Source organism: Bradyrhizobium sp. USDA 4452 (assembly GCF_054063575.1).
Genome location: NZ_JBSSGK010000001.1, coordinates 3,577,606 through 3,596,319 on the forward strand (window position 1 = coordinate 3,577,606; position 18,714 = coordinate 3,596,319).

The 18,714-nt window shown below is 62.9% G+C and carries 19 protein-coding genes; 8 read left to right on the forward strand and 11 right to left on the reverse strand.

The features are described from left to right. Position 1: 1 nt before the first annotated feature. The 10 genes from ACVISU_RS17205 to ACVISU_RS17250 all read right to left on the reverse strand — a co-directional run bounded on the left by ACVISU_RS17205 (position 2) and on the right by ACVISU_RS17250 (position 8,767). Positions 2-1,984 (reverse strand): conjugal transfer protein TraG, encoded by a 1,983-nt coding sequence (locus ACVISU_RS17205; RefSeq protein WP_456707702.1) that lies wholly within the window; start codon positions 1,982-1,984, stop codon positions 2-4. A gap of 36 nt (positions 1,985-2,020) precedes the next feature. Then, positions 2,021-3,784, reverse strand: a complete 1,764-nt coding sequence (locus tag ACVISU_RS17210; protein WP_456707703.1) for a relaxase/mobilization nuclease domain-containing protein — start codon at positions 3,782-3,784, stop codon at positions 2,021-2,023. A 386-nt stretch (positions 3,785-4,170) separates the two neighbouring features. Beyond that, positions 4,171-5,001 (reverse strand): lytic transglycosylase domain-containing protein, encoded by an 831-nt coding sequence (locus ACVISU_RS17215; RefSeq protein ID WP_456710840.1) that lies wholly within the window; start codon positions 4,999-5,001, stop codon positions 4,171-4,173. Positions 5,002-5,003: 2 nt separating this feature from the next. Beyond that, entirely contained in the window at positions 5,004-5,513 is a 510-nt protein-coding gene (locus ACVISU_RS17220) for a S26 family signal peptidase (RefSeq protein WP_456707704.1), read from the reverse strand. Beyond that, positions 5,510-5,974 (reverse strand): DUF2840 domain-containing protein, encoded by a 465-nt coding sequence (locus ACVISU_RS17225; protein ID WP_456707705.1) that lies wholly within the window; start codon positions 5,972-5,974, stop codon positions 5,510-5,512. The genes ACVISU_RS17220 and ACVISU_RS17225 overlap by 4 nt, the downstream gene beginning before the upstream one ends. 265 nt (positions 5,975-6,239) lie before the next feature. Continuing rightward, on the reverse strand, positions 6,240-7,121 hold the full coding sequence (locus ACVISU_RS17230; RefSeq protein ID WP_456710841.1) for a replication initiator protein A: 882 nt from the start codon (positions 7,119-7,121) through the stop codon (positions 6,240-6,242). 22 nt (positions 7,122-7,143) lie between these two features. Next, the gene (locus ACVISU_RS17235; RefSeq protein WP_456707706.1) at positions 7,144-7,425 is read right to left on the reverse strand and encodes a helix-turn-helix transcriptional regulator; all 282 of its coding nucleotides are present in this window, start codon (positions 7,423-7,425) and stop codon (positions 7,144-7,146) included. Between the two features lie 132 nt (positions 7,426-7,557). Next, a complete protein-coding gene (locus ACVISU_RS17240) occupies positions 7,558-8,073 on the reverse strand; it encodes a DUF2285 domain-containing protein (RefSeq protein ID WP_456707707.1) in 516 nt (171 codons plus the stop codon). 61 nt (positions 8,074-8,134) lie between these two features. Beyond that, the gene (locus ACVISU_RS17245; protein WP_456707708.1) at positions 8,135-8,329 is read right to left on the reverse strand and encodes a transcriptional regulator domain-containing protein; all 195 of its coding nucleotides are present in this window, start codon (positions 8,327-8,329) and stop codon (positions 8,135-8,137) included. A 165-nt stretch (positions 8,330-8,494) separates the two neighbouring features. Then, on the reverse strand, positions 8,495-8,767 hold the full coding sequence (locus ACVISU_RS17250; RefSeq protein WP_456707709.1) for a DUF2285 domain-containing protein: 273 nt from the start codon (positions 8,765-8,767) through the stop codon (positions 8,495-8,497). Between the two features lie 168 nt (positions 8,768-8,935). Here ACVISU_RS17250 and ACVISU_RS17255 point away from each other — a divergent pair, with 168 nt between their 5' ends. Further along, positions 8,936-9,181, forward strand: coding sequence for a helix-turn-helix domain-containing protein (locus tag ACVISU_RS17255; protein WP_456707710.1), 246 nt, complete (start codon positions 8,936-8,938; stop codon positions 9,179-9,181). Positions 9,182-9,469: 288 nt separating this feature from the next. Here the strand turns inward: ACVISU_RS17255 and ACVISU_RS17260 are convergent, their stop codons facing one another. Beyond that, positions 9,470-10,174 (reverse strand): IclR family transcriptional regulator, encoded by a 705-nt coding sequence (locus ACVISU_RS17260; protein ID WP_456707711.1) that lies wholly within the window; start codon positions 10,172-10,174, stop codon positions 9,470-9,472. Positions 10,175-10,469: 295 nt separating this feature from the next. On the opposite strand from ACVISU_RS17260, the gene ydiJ reads away from it, so the two are divergent. The 7 genes from ydiJ to ACVISU_RS17295 all read left to right on the forward strand — a co-directional run bounded on the left by ydiJ (position 10,470) and on the right by ACVISU_RS17295 (position 18,522). Next, on the forward strand, positions 10,470-13,523 hold the full coding sequence (ydiJ, locus tag ACVISU_RS17265) for a D-2-hydroxyglutarate dehydrogenase YdiJ (RefSeq protein WP_456707712.1): 3,054 nt from the start codon (positions 10,470-10,472) through the stop codon (positions 13,521-13,523). Positions 13,524-13,555: 32 nt separating this feature from the next. Continuing rightward, positions 13,556-14,470 carry a DUF1932 domain-containing protein gene (locus tag ACVISU_RS17270; RefSeq protein ID WP_456707713.1) on the forward strand — a complete coding sequence of 305 codons (915 nt, stop codon included), beginning with the start codon at positions 13,556-13,558 and terminating at the stop codon, positions 14,468-14,470. Positions 14,471-14,513: 43 nt separating this feature from the next. Next, positions 14,514-15,188, forward strand: coding sequence for an RraA family protein (locus ACVISU_RS17275; protein WP_456707714.1), 675 nt, complete (start codon positions 14,514-14,516; stop codon positions 15,186-15,188). Positions 15,189-15,260: 72 nt separating this feature from the next. After that, positions 15,261-16,595, forward strand: coding sequence for an MFS transporter (locus tag ACVISU_RS17280; protein ID WP_456707715.1), 1,335 nt, complete (start codon positions 15,261-15,263; stop codon positions 16,593-16,595). Beyond that, on the forward strand, positions 16,592-17,101 hold the full coding sequence (locus ACVISU_RS17285) for an amidohydrolase family protein (protein WP_456707716.1): 510 nt from the start codon (positions 16,592-16,594) through the stop codon (positions 17,099-17,101). The genes ACVISU_RS17280 and ACVISU_RS17285 overlap by 4 nt, the downstream gene beginning before the upstream one ends. Positions 17,102-17,140: 39 nt before the next feature. Continuing rightward, a complete protein-coding gene (locus ACVISU_RS17290; RefSeq protein WP_456710842.1) occupies positions 17,141-17,530 on the forward strand; it encodes an amidohydrolase family protein in 390 nt (129 codons plus the stop codon). Between the two features lie 23 nt (positions 17,531-17,553). Continuing rightward, the gene (locus tag ACVISU_RS17295; RefSeq protein WP_456707717.1) at positions 17,554-18,522 is read left to right on the forward strand and encodes an amidohydrolase family protein; all 969 of its coding nucleotides are present in this window, start codon (positions 17,554-17,556) and stop codon (positions 18,520-18,522) included. Positions 18,523-18,714: the final 192 nt, after the last annotated feature.

Genomic DNA, 18,714 nt, shown 5'->3' on the forward strand with positions numbered 1-18,714 from the left:
CTCAGAGTTCCATGCCACCATTCATGGTGACTTGACGGGCGACCCCACGCATCTGTTGGCGTATGAGCCGGGACTGACGGACTGCATCCTCGTCGTCGTCAAGAACGGCGGCAAATTCCTCTGCCGGTGTCGGTTCGGTTGTCTCCTTGGCGATCGCGACGTGATCGGGGAGTTCGGGCTCGCGGCGGAGCCCGCTGTTCGCCGTGTCTTCCTCGGCCTCCGCAGCTTTGTTAGTTGGACCTGCCGTCGGCTTCAACGGTCCGAGCGCTGACCATCCGTCCGTTCGCGATGATCGGCCGGCGCTCGCCGGATCGGGCGGCGGCAGAACCCGCTCGGTGAACCGCCGATCCTCGTAGTAGCGGACCTTTTTCGCCCGGATCGGCGCCGTCCCCGCCACCATGACGATCTCGTCCACCGGCGGAAGCTGCATGACCTCACCCGGCGTCAGCAGCGGCCTTGCCGTCTCCTGGCGCGAGACCATCAGGTGCCCCAGCCAGGGGTTCAGCCTGTGCCCGGCGTAGTTCTTCATGGCCCTCATCTCCGTCGCCGTGCCGAGCGCATCGGAGACCCGCTTGGCGGTCCGCTCGTCATTGGTCGCGAAGCTGACGCGGACATGGCAGTTGTCGAGGATGGCGTTGTTGGGGCCGTAAGCCTTCTCGATCTGATTGAGCGATTGCGCGATCAAGAAACTCTTGATGCCGTACCCCGCCATGAAGGCGAGCGCGGACTCGAAGAAATCAAGCCGCCCAAGTGCTGGGAACTCGTCGAGCATCATCAGGACTCGATGCCGGCGGTCGCGGGCGTGCAAGTCCTCGGTCAGGCGCCGGCCGATCTGATTCAGCACTAGACGGATCAATGGCTTGGTCCGCGAGATATCGGAAGGCGGCACCACCAGGTAAAGCGTCGTAGGGCGGCTATCTGCGATCAGATCGGCGATCCGCCAGTCGCAACGGCGGGTCACCTGGGCTACTACGGGATCGCGGTAGAGCCCGAGGAACGACATCGCAGTGGACAGAACGCCAGAACGTTCATTCTCCGATTTGTTGAGGAGTTCGCGCGCGGTCGAGGCTACCACGGGATGGGCGCCATGCTCGCCAAGATGCGCGGTAGTCATCATCGCCTTCAGCGTCGCCTCGATCGGCCGCTTTGGATCGGAGAGGAAAGCTGCGACGCCGGCCAAGGTCTTGTCGGCCTCGGCATAGAGGACGTGGAGGATGGCACCGACCAGGAGCGAATGACTGGTCTTCTCCCAATGGTTCCGCTTGTCGAGCGAGCCCTCGGGGTCGACAAGGACATCGGCGACGTTCTGGACATCGCGAACTTCCCACTCCCCGCGCCGGACTTCGAGGAGCGGATTGTAGGCTGACGATTTCGGGTTGGTGGGGTCGAACAACAGAACGCGGCCATGCCGCGAGCGGAAGCCCGCGGTCAGTTGCCAGTTCTCACCCTTGATGTCGTGGACGATGGCCGAGCCAGGCCAAGCCAGCAACGAAGGAACGACGAGCCCCACACCCTTGCCGGACCGGGTCGGTGCAAAACACAATACGTGCTCCGGCCCGTCATGGCGAAGGTAGTCGCGCTCGAGCTTGCCCAGCACCACACCATCAGGACCGAGAAGTCCGGCCGCTCGAACCTCCTCCAGACCAGCCCAGCGCGCCGAGCCATAGGTCTCGACATTCTTGGCCTCGCGGGCCCGCCAGACCGACATGCCGATCGCCGCCGCGATCGAAACGAAGGTCCCCGACGCTGCGATGAAAGCCCCCTCGACAAAGACGTGAGGTGCGTAGGCGTCGTAGATGAACCACCACCAGAAGAAGATCGGCGAGTAATAGATCTTGAACCCCGCCAGTTCGAACCAAGGCCGCCCAAGCTCCGGTTGATAGGCGAGCCGCCAAGCCGTCCACTCGGTTGCTCCCCAGATGGCCAGCAAAACGATCAGGCCGACAACGATCACCTGACCCCAGAGGATTTTGGTTCCGGACATCCCGAACGCCTTTCCGCAACTGAATTGGAGGGATTGCTAGAGGCCGAGGTCGCGCTTCCGACCAAAGCCCCATTCGATGCCACCGCCGTCCTTCACCACGCCGGTGACGTGTTGGCCGAGCCTCTTTTCGAGGTCGCGCGACCAGGGCACGAGCTGGAAGCCAAGCCCATTATCGATCATGACGAAGCGTCCCGAGGCTAGCGTCAGCCGCTGGCGATACGTGCCCGCCACATGCTCCCCGGAGGCGGCGTCCACACGAGGCAGACCCGTCTCGGCCGAGACCTTTGCGGACACCTCGTTCAGTTCACGTCGGCGCAACGTGTTCAGGAGGTCGCGATGCAGGATGATGCGTTGGCCCTGCCGCCGTGCCAGCCCCTCCTGGATCAGATGCTCGCTACGGGCTTCCATGGCGTCGCGCGTCTCGCGGCCGAAGCCGCCCATGGCGAGCGGCATGGGATCGCGTTCGACGAGTCTATGGTCGAGCCAGGTGGCTCCTTTTGCATTGACCTGCTCACCGAGATCGAGGTCAGAACGGGTTGCGAGCACCACTGTGGGGCGCGGATCGCCGGCTTGACCGAAGCGTCGGACTTCGACGATCCCGCCGATCGGCGGTGCGTGGTCGAAAGCCTCCAGCCCTCGGAAGCGCACGTGATGTGCGCGCCCATCCGTTCCGTCGATCAGGGCGTAGGCCTCGCCAGTCAGTTCGTCATGCAATCCGCGGTCGACCAGTCGTCCGATGATCTGGGACGTTGGCTGTCCACCTTCGATGACGAACTCGGCAATGCCGCGCGCTTCACCACGCTCGGTAAAGGTGCGGTGCATGGTCTTGATGATGTCGCCGCGCATGCCGAGGTCGCGCAAGCTCCGCTCGGCCTCGAGCCCGACCATCCACTCCCCCGGCGCGGCGGAGGCCGCAAGGCCTATCTTCTCCAGATGTTGAAGGCGACCGACCATCAGGCGCCGGATCTCGGGATCGGACTTGCCGTGATTCGGTGGGCGAAGATCGATAGTGCCGGTCTCATCTGCCGCCAGCCGGATCTCCCGATCGAGCCGTGTCCATCGCTCCGCGGTGACTTCCCTCTCCAGCGAATTGCGGATCTCGTGCTCCGGTTTTGGACCCAGTTCGATAGCGACCAGTTCCTCGGCGCGTGAGCGCAGGCCCTGGCTGATGTAGTCGCGGGAGATCACGAGATCCGCCCCTTCCCTATCTACTCCCCGAACGAGAAGATGGACGTGAGGGTTGTCCGTGTTCCAGTGATCGACGGCTACCCAATCGAGTTGCGTGCCGAGATCGGTCTCCATCTGCCTGGCGAGATCGCGGGTGAAAGCCCTGAGGTCGGTCATGTCCCCGGCATCCTCTGGTGAGACGATGAACCGAAAATGATGGCGATCGTCCTCGCAGCGTTCTGCGAAAGCCGCGCCATCGGCGCGGTCGCTGCGGGCATCGAACATCTCGGCCCGCTCACCGCTCCGGGTCACGCCGTCGCGCTTCAGATATGAGAGGTGGGCGGTCAGTGGTGCTGAACGGAAGGCACGCCCTTTATGACGGACCACGCGCGCCTTCACCACAACGCGCCGCGTCGGGCTGAACAATCTGGCGCGGCTAAACGACAGCCGGCCACGGCCAAATGTTGAGCGCCCATAGGCCGCCGAACGCCTGCCGGCTACGGTCTGCCCCGAGGTGTGACCGGCTTTCTTCGCGGCACGTAGCACCTGGTTGATGAAGCTCTTCGCTTTCGGAGCCCGGGTCCCGCGGATGCGCCCTGGCCGAATACGCAGGTCGCTGTCGCCGACGCTCACAGCAGGGCCTCCCAACGATCAAACGTACACACGGTGCCGAAAACGCCTTTGATTGCATTTGTCAAAATGCAAGGCGCGGCACGCGCCCCCGACCGACCGGCACGCCAGAACCCAAGCCATGCCAATGGCTTGCGGTTCGACCGGCGAGCCCCTTTTATCTCGCCGTCCTGCCGTCGTGGTCTCCCGGTCGCCGGTTCCCGAAAGAGCCGCCGCGACTTGGCAGCCAACTCGCGAAGCCCCTACTGCTTCCGAGCGCTTGCGATAGCGATCGTTACCCGAAGGGCCGAGACACCCGAAGGGTGGCTCGGTGAGGAGCGAAGCGACGAGTAGAGCGCGGGCCGAAGGCATCGCCCATACGCCATCAGCTTGCGAACCCGCACACCTGGTCATTGCGATGCTCCCGAATCCGATCGAGGGACGAACATGCCAATAGGCCGGGGGACCATGGGCGAAACATCGGGCGCCGAAATTGCGGAGGTGACACCGCTCGACGGCATGAGCGCCAGCAACCGATCGCGCGTTTGCATGAGATCGGATCGCGTGACAAATAGCGTCGCAGCTGCTGATGACTGTCCTCTTGACGTCCACCTCGGCGGCAGCTCGATGGCAAGCAGGTTTGCAAGCTTTGCGACGTATGCTCGCGTCTCGTCTGGCAGAGCGCCGCCTGCGAGATGCTCTTCATAGCGAGATGGCCCCGCGTTGTACGCGGCAAACACGCCAGGCGAGCCATACCGATCGAGCAGTTCGCGCAAGTAAGCCGTGCCGGCCAGAATGTTGTCGTGCGGGTCGTAGGGATCGTTCCCGAGATTGTAGCGCTCGCGAAGTTCCGCCCAAGTCGCCGGCATGATTTGCATCAGGCCCATTGCGCCTTTTGGCGATCTGGCGTGCACGTCACCAGCACTCTCGATGCTTTGGACTGATCGGATCCAGTTCGGCGCAATCGCAAAGCGTTGCGAGGCTTCATTGATAAAGCCGGCAAATGAGTGAGCGGTCTGACTGATCGCCGGCTGGGCGGCTGATCCGCTTTGGGCCAAAGCAGCACTGTCGAACGCGGTCAGAAGAAGCATCAGGGGCACGACAGCACAAACGCGCGTGCCCAACCGACCCAAACACGCGGTCGGGCTCGCGCCAGCCTTGCCGACATCGATCGAGACGGAGGAATGATCCCGCGATCGATCGAACAAGGGAATGGCGATGAGAACACGTCGAATACGCACGATCACTCCTCCCACGTCCACACCGGCATCGCGCGGCCAATCACGCTACATGCCGGAATAAATCCAAAATACCGGCCATCAAGGGAGTCGTCCGACTGCCAGTTCATCAGAAACAGCTCGCCGTCGCCGACGACGCGGCAGCCCTGCCATTTCGGTAGCGGCCGGCCGCGTCCGTCGCGGTCCTTCGCCTCGCCCACCGCGACGTCGTCGACCGAAATCGTAAGGCCGGTTCTGCAAACAATCTGTCCCGGAAGGGCAAGCACGCGCTTCAGCATGGGGACGCCAATGGGCAAATAGCCGTTAAGGTCGAGGAAGGTCGCGAGCGGCTCCGGCGGCTGCACCGCGACCAGTTCAGTGACTTGGAATTGGTCCGCCGGTCGGAGGCGGTAGAGACCGATCGGCACGCTCGTGGATGCGTTCCAGATGTAAAGCGGAAGCGGCTCCAGGACGATCGTCGCGATGAGCGCAGCAGCGCCCCCAATCGTCACGGCCAGCATCAGGCGGCCCATCATCGCATCACCTTTTGGCGATGAAGCCACGCCTGATGGCGAGCTTTTGTGTAGGGGCGCGGGTTTTCGTTGACGCACAGACGGTTATGAACGTGATGCCAATGATCGGGCGCAACGTCAGCCGGATCGATGTCGAGGGCCTCAACGGCGTCGACCATCTGCAGCACCCGTTCGACCTTCGGCCAACCGGAGAGCCGCAGCAAAATCTCTCCGCCGGGCTTCACATAAGGGACAGTCGAGCAGCGCTGTCCCGGCGCGACCGCGCGCAAGATGTCGATCCGCGAAATGATCGTGCCAAAGTCGTTGGAGGTCCAACGGACGAAGGCAAAGATGCTGCCTGGCGCGAATGACAGGACACGCCGATGGCGATCAAGCTTCCGTTCCTTGACAATACGACCGAACCGAATGCGGTTTTCGATGCGGTTCTCGAGCCACAACACTTCCACTTCCGTGAGATCGCTCATGCGGCGGCTCCATGACGCTGGAGCGGGCAGCCGTGAGCTTGGGGCTCGGTGGAGAGTGTGTATGGCCTGCAAAGGCAGGCTGGCCTATCGGACGGCCGTTGCCGACCTCCACCAACGCGGCTTTCGGCCTGCTCCGTTAGAAGAAATCCGAAGGATTTCTGGTTAGTAAAGTTAGGGCGGCTGGAAAGCTCGGAGAAACAAGCCTTTAAGCCCGTTTCTGGTCCCCGATAGCACGAGGATCGGGTCCCCGATAGCACGAGCTGATTCACAGATTGTCCTCCGAATTTGGAATGAGACCGCGCCGGCGCAGGCGAGCCGTTAAGGGATCAACAGGCGTGGGTGCGAAGTTCAGTCGCTCGGTGCCGTTTGGATCGCGCGTGAGCACGAGCTGGTAGCCGGGCAATGTCTGGCGCTGGACAATCTGGCGTACGTCGTACGCAAAATGCTTGAGCGGCGAGATGATGCCGGACTTGGCATGGAGGTGCACAAGATCGAAGCTCCAGCCCCCGTCCTGCCGACCGCCGTGCTTGCGCACAAGACGATAAAGCCAGCGCTCAAGACCGCCCGTCAGCTCGAAATAGGCGCGATCGATCGTCAGCACGAGCGCGTCGTCGATGACGCCGGCATAGAACCAATCCGGCAGAATTAACTCGAGCCCGAACGGACGACCATTTGCATCGGCGGTCTCTTTCCACTCGTTGATCCAGGAGAAGCGATGCCGCCGTCGTTCTGTCGGCTGTCGGATCGATGTCATCACGGTCGTCGACTGAAGTCTGTCGAGACCAGCCTTCAGCCGGTCATAGTCGCGCGCGCTGGTGCCGCGGCCAACAAACGTCAGAATCTCGTAGGGCGTTGCAGCCATCAGGCGCGACGTCTTCAAGCCGGCGTCACGGGCTTCGACGATCTGGGACGCGGCCCAGATCAGAACGTCGGCATCCCAAATGGTCGCCATGCCGTGTTCCGGCACGGCTTCGACCCGAATTGCGATTGCGCCAGCACGGAAATCGATCGGAACGATCCGCTTGGTCTTTGCGAGGGAGAAGAACGGATACGCCATCAGATCCTGCGCATGGCGAGGCGCGAGATCTCCAGGCAGCGCCCTAAAGAGCTCAAGCTGATCGCGTTCGGAATGGTGTTTGCGCCGCATGGTCACTGCTCTCACGCGGCAATCAGCGACGTTCCTGGCCCGCATAGGGGCGGAGCACCTGTTGCTTCTTGGCCGGCAGCACCGTTCCTTTGCCGGGGTCGGACGTCGACGTCTTAGCACCGCGGTCGGCCCACGCTTTCAGGTCATCGACGGCGTAGACAACACGTCCGCCAATCTTCCGATAGGTGGGTCCGGTGCCGTACGTGCGGTGCTTTTCGAGTGTGCGACCGGACAAGCCAAGATAGCGCGCCGCCTCAGGCGTACGCAGGAAGCGCGGCGGTAGACCGGCCATCGGATCGGGCATTTGAGGACTCCAGGAAGACATCGCACTACGCCTGGCTAGGCCGGCGTGTGTGCGGTCATCATGGAGGAGCAGGATCTCGGAGGGGGATGCTGAATGTTGGAGGTACGATTTTCGCTACCCCTGGGAACTGCGCTACTCGTCCTTGCGCCCGGGCCGCAGGAGTTTGCGGTAACCGCCGCGCATCAACGCGAGGCCGCCTTGCACCAGGCGGATTGTTCGATTGCGTAGATCATGCGTCTTCCAGGCGCGATCGGGGATGTGCTTTTTACCGAACAGCGCTTCGGCGATAACGCGATAACTACCGCCAGCACTATGCGCATCGAGCGCGCGGATCGCGGCGCTCAGACGTTCGCGCCGCTGTTTAGATAGTTGATGAAAGGAAGGACCCGGCGCGCGTCCATTCATCACGCGCCACAGCCGGCGGGCTGCATACGCACGCGCGTCGAAATCGCCATCAAGCGGCAGTTCGGCTGCGTATGGCACGCCGAGCACCGGCGGCTCTTTGGACCAAATGCGGTGGTCCACCGCACCGATGCGCAGCACGGCATGCCAGCCGTCGACGGCGCGGCGCACCTGGCCAGCTGTAAGGTCAAGCAGTGGCTGAGACGCCGACACGAGGTCGGCAGTCGACGCAGCCTTGACCGGCACGACTGTCGCTAGAACCTCAGGGGCCCAAAAGATCGTCTGCTCGCCGAAGGACCTCTGCGGGTCATGGGCGAAAGCAGAGGCCCCACCTCCTCCTGAATTCGTCAGTCACTTCGCCGTCCGGACTGTTGGCAATCATCACCTCGTACTCACGCCGATAGTCGGCGTTGCGGCGAAGACATTCCCAGGCGATGTCGGTGATCTCGGCGTCTTGTAGGCTCTTGTAGGATTCCGGCGACCGCCAGTCGTATTCAGGCATTTCTTCCGCCCCATCGCACGCTGCTAACAAGAATTGCGGCGCAATAGGTATGAACGAGGCGGTTGTAGGGAAGTCCCTAGTTTGGCACCACGTGGTGCACCGAAATGACCACCGATCAGCAAAAGAAAATACTTCTGCCTGCAAGTCGCCAGTCGGTGATTTTTTCTATTTCGAGCCGGTGCCGCGTAATAGGCGGCCCTGCTCAGTTACCCATTTAGCACGCACAAGATGACTCTGATATGCACGCCGCGCACGATCCGGCTCTAGCTCTGGGTCCATATGCAAGACCACTCGAGCGACTTCGCGCCAGTCTGCCCCCTCACCCTCCGCCTGCAGAAGGCGAATGTACGTGACGACATGCTGTTCGTCATAGGCCGTCAGCGTCGGCTCGTTCGGCGCGACATCCGCGACGTCAGGATCTAGTTGCGGTTTTGTCATAAGAATCCCAACAAGCAGCGAATGATTCTAATTTCCCTGGTTGGCCGAGATCGTCCGCACGTCTCATTTTAGCCCCATTGCGGACTAGCCGGCCAGCAGACAGGTCGAAATACATACTATAGGAGATAAACCTCATAGTATGTAAAGCTCCAATTTGCGCCGATGGACATGCGCAGGTTGGTCGGCCGGAATTTCGCAAGACTGCGGAAGCAGAAGCGCTTCACGCAGGAGAAATTCGCCGAAGTGTCCGGATTCACCCAACAGTATATCAGTGACCTCGAGCGTGGCCGTCGCAATCCAACAGTCGTTACTCTATTCGAACTCGCCAGTACGCTGGGCGTTAGTCATGTCGATCTAGTCCTGCCAGATGATGAGGCACGAGACGAGCGACCAAGACTAGGCAAGCGACGCTGATTGATTTGCAGCCGCAAACTATATCGGTTCGGAACAGCTCCAAGGCGTTGCTGCTCGCACTTGAGCAGCGTTGCGCCTGAAAGCGCGACGAGCTGGCTGAGTACTCATTAAGCGGCTGGCTGCCTAATATCCGCTTCCCGCCAAGCAGCGGCTAGAAAGCGGACGTCTTCTGGCTGAAGGGGCCAGAAGCAGACGTTGGCTTCGATTCTCAAACCCAGCCCTTTTCTTCGAAAGCTGGGTTGTCGACGAATCGGGTTTGCCGTCTTGCTGCGGGTACGCGCAGTGGCTTTACAGTTGGGCACCCAACTGAGACGAGAGCCGTTCGGCCGCTTCCCGGAGGCGCGGCCCCAGGCCGCCGGCGTGTTCGGCGGTAAGACGGGAAGATGGACCGGACAAAGCGAGAGCACCGACAAGCCTTCCTTCGGCGCCAAAGACGGGCATCGCAAGCGACGCAACGTGCGGGTCGGTTACACCGCAGCTATAGATCGGAAGGCGGACGTCCGCCGATTTCTGCCTGGCTTTGCCGCTAAACACCGTGAGGACCTGGGCAATGGATGAACCGTCCATTGGACGCATGTCACCCGGACGGACATTCATCCTGAGCTGATACGGCGAATCCGCCCGGAACAGGCAGAGCCGTTGATTGCCACGTTGAATGTAGAATGACGCAGTTTCAAGCGACTCTGCGGCGAGACGCTCCAGCACCGGCACAATGCGTTCCTCCATCGCGAAGGATTGCTGGTAGACGGAGCCGATCCGGGCGCACTCGACGCCAAGGCGGTAGCGTCCGTCGTCCAGTCGCTCGATCAATTCGAATTTTTCCAGAGAGATGCAAAGGCGCATGATCGTGCTCTTCACGAGCGACGTGCGGCGGGCAAGCTCCGTCAGCTCCAGCGCATCGTCTCCGCGCCGAAAGGCCGTGAGCACGGCTAGCACCCTTTCGGCCGACGCGACGCCTTCGAGCTTCGGCCTGTTTCGTACTCCCTTCAGCATTCTTTTCCACGTCCGCTCGTTTTCGAGACCTGACCTGCAGGAGTCTCATAACCTCCCAGCTTGATCCTCAGGTCAATACGTCCTATTGAAAATGAAACGGTGTTTCAAAATTAACAACACTATGATACCGTTGTTCCAGGGCAGGACGCAAAGGGAAAGAAAATGCAAATCGGAGCTTCGGTGGCTTTTGGTCGAACCCCGCCCTCATCGGGTGATGGGTGCGGCGCATTGCTTGCCGGAGCTATAGGGACCCGCAGCAGGACAAGAGGTGCCCGTAGAGGGCCGGCGTGACCTCATGATCCCGCGCCTTCCGCCCGAACCTGCCGCGTTGCCGCTCTACGGCGCCTTCTGCGCCGAACTGCGAGCGCGCGGCTTTGCCGGCGATCTCACCACGGGCACTGCCGACCGAACGGTCATGGCGACCGACAATTCGATCTATCAACTGACCCCGCAGGCGATTGCCTTTCCGCTGGATGTCGGCGACCTCGTGCGCATCGCAACGCTGCTCGGCGAGGAGCGCTTCGCCGAGGTACGGATTGCGCCCCGCGGCGGCGGCACCGACACCAACGGCCAGTCGCTGACGGAAGGGCTCGTCGTCGACCTGTCGCGCCACATGAATCGCATCCTGGCCATCGATCCGCAGCGGCTGACGGCGCGTGTCGAGGCCGGCGTCGTCAAGGACCAGCTGAACGCGGCACTCAAGTCTCACGGCTTGTTCTTCGCGCCCGAGCTTTCGACCTCCAACCGCGCGACCATCGGCGGAATGATCTCGACCGATGCCTGCGGCCAGGGATCGTGTCTCTATGGCAAGACACGCGATCACGTGCTCGAGCTCACGACCGTCCTTGCCGATGGCACGGTCTGGCATTCGCGGCCGCTGGATGAGGCCGGGCTGGCAGAGGCTCAGGCGCGGCCCGATCTCGCCGGCATCATCCATCGCGAAGTCGACAGGCTCGAGCGCGAAAATGCCACGCGCGTCGCCGAACTCTTCCCGAAACTCAACCGGTGCCTGACGGGCTATGACCTCGCCCATATCCGCGCCGCGGACGGGCGTTTTGATCTGAACGCGATCCTTTGCGGCTCCGAAGGCACGCTGGGCCTTCTGGCGCAAGCGACGCTGAACGTCCTGCCCCTGCCGAGCCATACCGCGCTCGTCAATGTGCGCTACGACAGTTTCGATGCGGCGCTGCGCGATGCACGAACCCTTGTCGCTTTCGGGGCGGCATCCATCGAGACGGTCGATTCCAGGGTTCTTGCGCTCGCCCAGGACGACCTGATCTGGGCCGATGTCGCCGGCTTCTTTCCCGAGGATGGCGGCGAGCGCGCGCGCGGCGTCAATTTGATCGAGTTTGTCGGCGACGACGCGGCAGAGGTGGAGCGCGCGGTTGGCCGCTTCGCTTCCGTGCTGGACGGCAACGTCGCGGTGGCAGGCCGGCGCGGATACACCGTTGCGCGCGGAGCGAACGACGTGGAGCGCATCTGGGACATGCGCAAGAAGTCGGTTGGCCTGCTCGGCAACATGAAAGGCGACAAGCGGCCGATTCCCTTCGTGGAAGACACCGCCGTTCCACCGGAGCATCTCGCCGATTACATCGCCGAATTTCGCGCGGCGCTCGACCGCCGCGGACTCGACTACGGCATGTTCGGCCATGTCGACGCCGGCGTGCTCCACGTCCGCCCCGCGATCGACATGAAGGCGGCCGGCGCCGAGCAACTCGTTCGCGACGTGACGGAAGAAGTCGTGGCGCTGACGCAGCGCTATGGCGGACTGCTCTGGGGCGAACACGGCAAAGGCGTTCGGTCCGAATTCTCGCCCCGCTTCTTCGGCCCGCTCTATCCGGTGCTACAGGCCATCAAGGCGGCGTTCGATCCGCGCAACCAGTTCAATCCCGGCAAGATCGCGGTGCCGGAAGGCCGCAAGCTGCTGACCGTCGACGGCGTTCCGACCAGGGGAAACAGCGACCGCGCCATCCCGCCAGCCGTGCGGGCCGGTTACGACGAAGCCCTCCACTGCAACGGCAATGGCGCCTGCTTCAACTGGGACCCGGATGACGCGATGTGCCCCTCCTGGAAGGGCACGCGCGAGCGCCGTCATTCTCCAAAAGGCCGCGCCCAGCTGATGCGCGAGTGGCTGCGACGGCTCGCCGTGGCAGGGAGCGATCCGCTTGTCGAGGCGAAGCGCCTGCGCGCCAGTCCGGGCTGGCTCGCGTTTCCGCCCCGCCTGCTCGCAACGCTGCAGGACCGCAACGACTTCTCACACGAAGTCCATGAGGCCATGGCAGGCTGCCTCGCCTGCAAGTCGTGCACCGGCCAGTGCCCCATCAAGGTCGACGTGCCGACGTTCCGGGCGAAATTCTTCGAACTTTATCACGGCCGCTACCTGCGGCCGTTGCGCCACCATCTGCTGGCGTCGCTGGAGCGATTGGTGCCCTGGATGGCGAAGGCGCCGAAACTCTTCAATCTCGCCACCGCCACGGGTCTGCCCGCAACGGTTGGGCTGGTGCACACGCCTCTTCTGTCGCACCTGAATCTTGATCGCGAAATCGCGCACCGCGGCGTTGCCTTCGCGACCGCAGAAAAGCTGTCAAGACTGTCTGCCGCCGAGCGCCTGACCTGCGTCGTCATCGTGCAGGACGCCTTCACCAGTTATTACGACACGCGCGTGCTGCTCGACCTCGTCGACTTCCTGACCGGGATCGGCCTGCGGCCCTGGCTTTCGCCCTACAGGCCGAACGGCAAGCCGCTGCACGTCCATGGCTTCCTCGGCAGGTTCGAACAGCTCGCATCCACGAACACGACCGCGCTCGAGAGTCTAGCTGCCACCGGCGTCGCATTGATCGGGCTCGATCCCTCGATGACGCTGAGCTATCGCTCGGAATATGCCCACGCCCTTCCGAACCGCGACGTGCCGCGGGTTCAGCTCGTGCAGGAATGGCTCGCCGAACGTCTCGACGGCATGCCGCGGGCAGCCGCGCAGGAAGAATACTGGCTGCTCCCGCACTGCACCGAGCGGACCACCGCGCAGTCGGCCGTGGCGGCCTGGTCGGGCGTGTTCGCGGCATTCGGGCTCAAGCTGTCGGTCCTGCCTTCGGGTTGTTGCGGGATGGCCGGCACCTACGGCCATGAGCGCGAGCACCGCGCGACGTCCGAGCGCATCTACGGGCTCAGCTGGACCGGGCACGTGGCCGAAAAAGGCAAGTCAGGCCGTCTGCTCGCGGACGGCTATTCCTGTCGATCGCAAGCGAAGATCATCGACGGCATTCGCTTGCGCCACCCGATCGAAGTTCTGCGCGCGCACGTTGCGGAGAGAGGTGGCGAGCTCCGCCGCCTCGCCGGTGCGCAAGGCTGACCCCATCAACACCAACACAAAGGAAGCACATCATGGCAGATCGCAAACAGTTCAGGCTTGGCCTCGTCGGTTATGGCGAGATCGGCAGCACGCTCGGCGCCGGCCTTCGCAAGGCTGGCCTCCAGCAGATCGCCTGCTACGACAAATATGCATTCGACGGCCCCTATGCCGATATCATTCAGGGCAGGGCGCGCGAAGCCGGCGTCACTTTGGTGCGCTCAAACAAGGAACTGGCTGACGCGAGCGACTTGATTTTCAGCGTCACGCCGGGTTCGTCCTCGCTCGAAAGCGCTGACGCCTTCGCGCCGGTTCTCACCAACCGGCATACGTTTCTCGATTTCGCTTCCGCGACCCCGAAGATCAAGAAGGGCGTTGCGGAAAAGCTGGCGCCAAGCGGCGCCCTGCTCGGCGACGGCTCGATCGAAGGCACCCCACTTCACGGCTACTCCATGCGAATGCTGTCGAGCGGTCCCGCCGGCGAGAGCGTTCGGAACTTGCTCGTGCCCTGGGGAATGCAGATCGAGTTCACCGGCGAAGTTCTGGGCACGGCATCTGGCATCAAGATTCTCCGCTCCGTCCTCATCAAGGGCATCGAAGCATTGACGGACGAGATGCTGCTCGCCGCCCGTCAATACGGGATCGACGATATCGTGCTGGCCTCCGCTTCCAAGACGCTGGCGCGGCCCTGGATGGATACCGTGCACAGCCTCACGCCGTCAGGCGTGATCCATGCCAAGCGCCGTGCCGAGGAACTCGAAATGTCGGCGGACGCCGTCGAGGATGCCGGCATCGAGCCGATCATGGCGCGCGCGATCGCCGCACGCCTGCGCTGGAAGGAAAGCCTCGGCCTCAAGGACCACTTCAAGGGCATCGTGCCGCGCACCTACCAGGAAGCGCTCGAAGCCATCGAACTCAAGGCCGGCCTGACACGGTCGAACAAGGCCTGATCACACACCCAGTTCACAGCACGTCATCATCAGGATTTTACGCATGTCCATCGGATTCAAAATTCATGCCCGCCAGCGCAAGCTCGACGAGGCCACGGTCGAAAAGTTCAAGGCCATCGCGGTCGCGAACATCAGCGATTCCATGAATCGCATGACCCATGGCGGCCCGCGCCTGCGGCCGCTGCATGCGGGTGGCGTATTGGCCGGCGTCGCCCTGACCGTGAAGCAGCGTCCGGGCGACAACCTGATGGTTCACGCGGCGCTCAATCGCGCCAGCGCCGGCGACGTCATCGTCGTCGATGCCGGCGGCGACCTGACCAACGCCATCATCGGCGAACTCATGCTGTCACACGCGCGGCAGGTTGGGGTTGCGGGCGTGATCGTCAACGGCGCCGTGCGAGACTATGGATGGATCCGCAACAACACGTTTCCGGTCTATGCCGCGGGCGTGACGCATCGCGGTCCCTACAAGAACGGACCCGGCGAGGTGAACGCGCCGATTGCGATCGACGGCATGATCATTCAGCCCGGAGACCTCATCGTCGGCGACGACGACGGCTTTGTCTGCATTCCCTACGACCAGACCGAAGCGGTCTATGACGCCGCGAACAAGAAGCAGCAAGGCGAAGCCAAAACGATGGCAGCGATCAAGGCCGGGACGGTTGACCGCTCCTGGGTCGAGCGCGCCCTGCGAGAGGCGGGCTGCGAAGGAATCTGACCTGCATGCGCGGTGGCCGAACTCGGACGAGCCGCCAAGCGCAACAATGAACACGAAAGGGAGGATGAGGACGTGAACGAACAATCTGTGCAATCGCTTGAACGGGCAACGATACGCCGGGTCGTCCTGCGGCTCGTCCCGTTCCTGATGGTCTGCTACTTCTTTGCCTTGCTGGACAGGGTCAATGTCGGTTTTGCCGCGCTGCAGATGAACAAGGATCTCGGGCTGACGCCCGCGATGTTCGGCTTCGCTGCGAGCCTGTTCTTCTTCTCCTATTTCCTGGTCGAGGTTCCGAGCAACCTTGCCTTGCAGCGCTTCGGCGCCCGCCGCTGGATCGCGCGGATCATGATCACCTGGGGACTGATCACGGCCTGCATGGCGCTGGTGACGGGGCCGTACTCGCTCTATGCGATGCGCTTCATCCTGGGCGCTGCCGAGGCCGGCTTCTTCCCGGGTGCCATCCTCTATCTGACCTACTGGCTGCCCAATGAATACCGCGCGCGAATCCTTGCGACCTTCACGGTTTCCATTCCGCTGGCGACCTTCCTCGGATCCCCGCTGTCCGTGTTGCTGCTCGAACTGGACGGCGTCCTCGGCCTCAGGGGCTGGCAGTGGCTGTTCGTCCTGGAAGGGCTTCCCACGGTTCTGCTCGGGATTACCTGCCTTTACGTGCTGACTGACAAGCCGCGCGATGCAAGCTGGTTGAGCGACGCGCAGCGTGAATGGCTGGTCGGCCGTCTCGACGAAGAGGCTTCGCGCAAGAAGCCCGTCGGTCACATCTCGCTCTGGGAACTCGCGCGCAACAAGTACTTTCTGACCATGGCGCTGGTCTGTTCAGGCGCATCGGCAACCGGCAGCGTGCTGTCGGTATGGCAACCGCAGGTCCTCAAGGCGTTCGGCCTGACCAACCTGCAGACCGGTTTTGTCAACGCGATACCGTACGGCATTGCCACCGTCCTGATGATCCTGTGGGGTCGACATTCCGACCGCAGCGACGAGCGGAAATGGCACACGGCGCTTCCGCTGCTGCTCGGGGCGTTCGGCCTGTCCTATCTCACTTTGTCCGGAAGCCTTGCGACGACCGTTGCCGCCGTCTCCTGCGCGCTGGTCGGCGCCTATGCCTTCAAGGGACCGTTTTGGGCGCTGTCGTCCGGCTGGTTGTCGGCCACCACACTGGCCGCTGGCATCGCGGGCATCAACGCCATCGCCAATCTGATCGGCGGCGGCATCATGGTCAACGTCGTCGGGCTGATCAAGGAGTCAACCGGGAGCTTCGCGCTCGGCATGTTGCCGGTTGCCGCGATCGATGCGGCCGCTGCCATCAGCGTGCTCGTTCTCAGCCGGGCGGCTGCGCGTGAAGCACGCGCGGCCTCGAGCGCAGCTTTAGCCAGCGGGAGCCGATCGTGAACACCTTCATCACTCGGCGCCATTGCCTTGCGCTCATTTCGGCCGGCGCCGCGCTCGGCACGACGACTCTTCGCTCGCTTGCCCGGCCGGCGCCGTTCTCTTCAGGCACCGCGGGTCCATCGATCGCCGTGCCGCCTGATGCGACCGACTGCCACCATCACATCTACGACGGCCGCTTTCCGCCGGCGCCGAGCGCAACGTTGCGGCCGCCGGACGCCAGCGTCGAGGATTATCGCCAGTTGCAGCGCCGGCTCGGGCTCACGCGCAACGTGGTCGTGCAGCCTTCGACCTACGGGACCGACAACCGCCTGCTGGTCGAATCCGTCAAGGCGTTCGGCAACAACGCACGCGGCATCGCCATGCTCGATGCCGCCGTGACGGCTGACGAGATCAAACGCCTGCACGCATCAGGCATTCGCGGCGTGCGGTTCGGCACAAGGCTTCCCGGCGGCGCCCCGATCGACGACATGGCGCCCGTCGCCCGCAAGATCGCCGAGTTCGGCTGACACATCCAGCTCGTCTCCGATGGCGACAAGATCGTCGAGCTGAAGGACACGCTGGAGGCGTTGCCGGTCCCGGTCGTGTTCGACCACATGGGTCACCTTCCCGAGCCCGCCGGCCCGGATCATCCGGCGTTCGGCGTGATTGCGAGATTGATCGAGAAGCGCAGCGCATGGGTGAAGCTCACCGGCGCCTACATTCTCTCGAAAAGCGGCCCTCCGGCCTATGCCGATCGCAACCGGCTTGCCCAGGCCTTCGTCAAGCTCGCTCCCGAACGGCTGGTGTGGGGAAGCGATTGGCCGCATCCCACGTCGCCCGCCGACGCAAAGCCCGATGACGCCGTGCTGCTCGATCTGCTGGCCGTTTCGGCGCCGGATCCAAAGCTGCTGGCACAGATCCTCGTCAACAACCCCGCTGCGCTCTACGGCTTTTGAGCCAATCATCAGGGAGAAAACCAATGAAGACAATCCACGGCACTGAAATCGGTCGGCGCGATGTCTTGAAAGCGGCCGGCATGCTAGCGATGTCGGCGGCGGCCGGGCTGCAGGGCGGCCGCGCAGCGGCCCAACAAGCGGTGCCGTTTTCGTCGGGCACCAAACCGCCGAAGACCTCCGTGCCGGAAGGCGCCTGCGATTCCCACATCCACATCTTCTCGCGGCAGTTTCCGGCTTCCAGTCACTGGAAGGGCGAGGGTGTGGTCGACAGCGACGTGCCGGCCTATCGATCGTTCCAAAAACGCATCGGGACCAGCCGCGTCGTTGTGGTGACGCCGTCGACCTATGGCATCGACAACCGCGCCACGCTCGACGGCGTCGCGCAGTTCGGCAATTCGGCGCGCGCCGTCGTCGTCGTCGACCTCGATATTTCGGACGCAGAGCTAAAGCAGATGGCCGCGCACGGCGCCGTCGGCATCCGGGTCAACTTCGTGTCGCCGCAATCGTGGGGCGTGACGACGGCAGAGCGCCTGGAAACGATGGCCAAAAAGGTTCATCCGCTCGGCTGGCACGTCCAGGTCTACATGACGGGCGACCAGATTGCCGATCTCGAGAGCGTCCTGTCGCGGCTGCCGACGCCGCTGGTGATCGATCACCTCGCCCGCCTGCCGCCCGCCCAGGGGATCCACCATCGCGCCTATGTGGCGGTCCGCAAGCTGCTCGACGGCGGGCGGACCTGGATGAAACTATCCGGCGCCTATCTCAACACCGCGAGCGGTCCTCCCGCCTACGCCGATGCAACCGAGGTTGCGAAGGCATTCGCCAAGGCCGCGCCAGAGCGAATGGTCTGGGGAAGCGATTGGCCACACCGCGGCGAGAAGCACATGCCTGATGATGCCGGCCTGTTGGACCTGCTGACGCAGTGGGCCCCGAATGAAGTGGCCCGCAAAAAAATCCTCGTCGAGAATCCGATGCAATTATACGGCTTTTGATAGCCTCGGAGATTCAAGATCTGTGAAGAGCGACGTGGATCTGCCATGTCCGCTTAGGTTCACAATGCAAAAATCTCAGATTGAGCAAATCTGGTCCGCTCTGTTGCGATGAGCGGACCTACGAGAGACAGAGCGAAGTTTCGCGGATGGGCTCGGCAGCTGCGAAGTGGCCTGTAGGCTTTTAAGAAACCC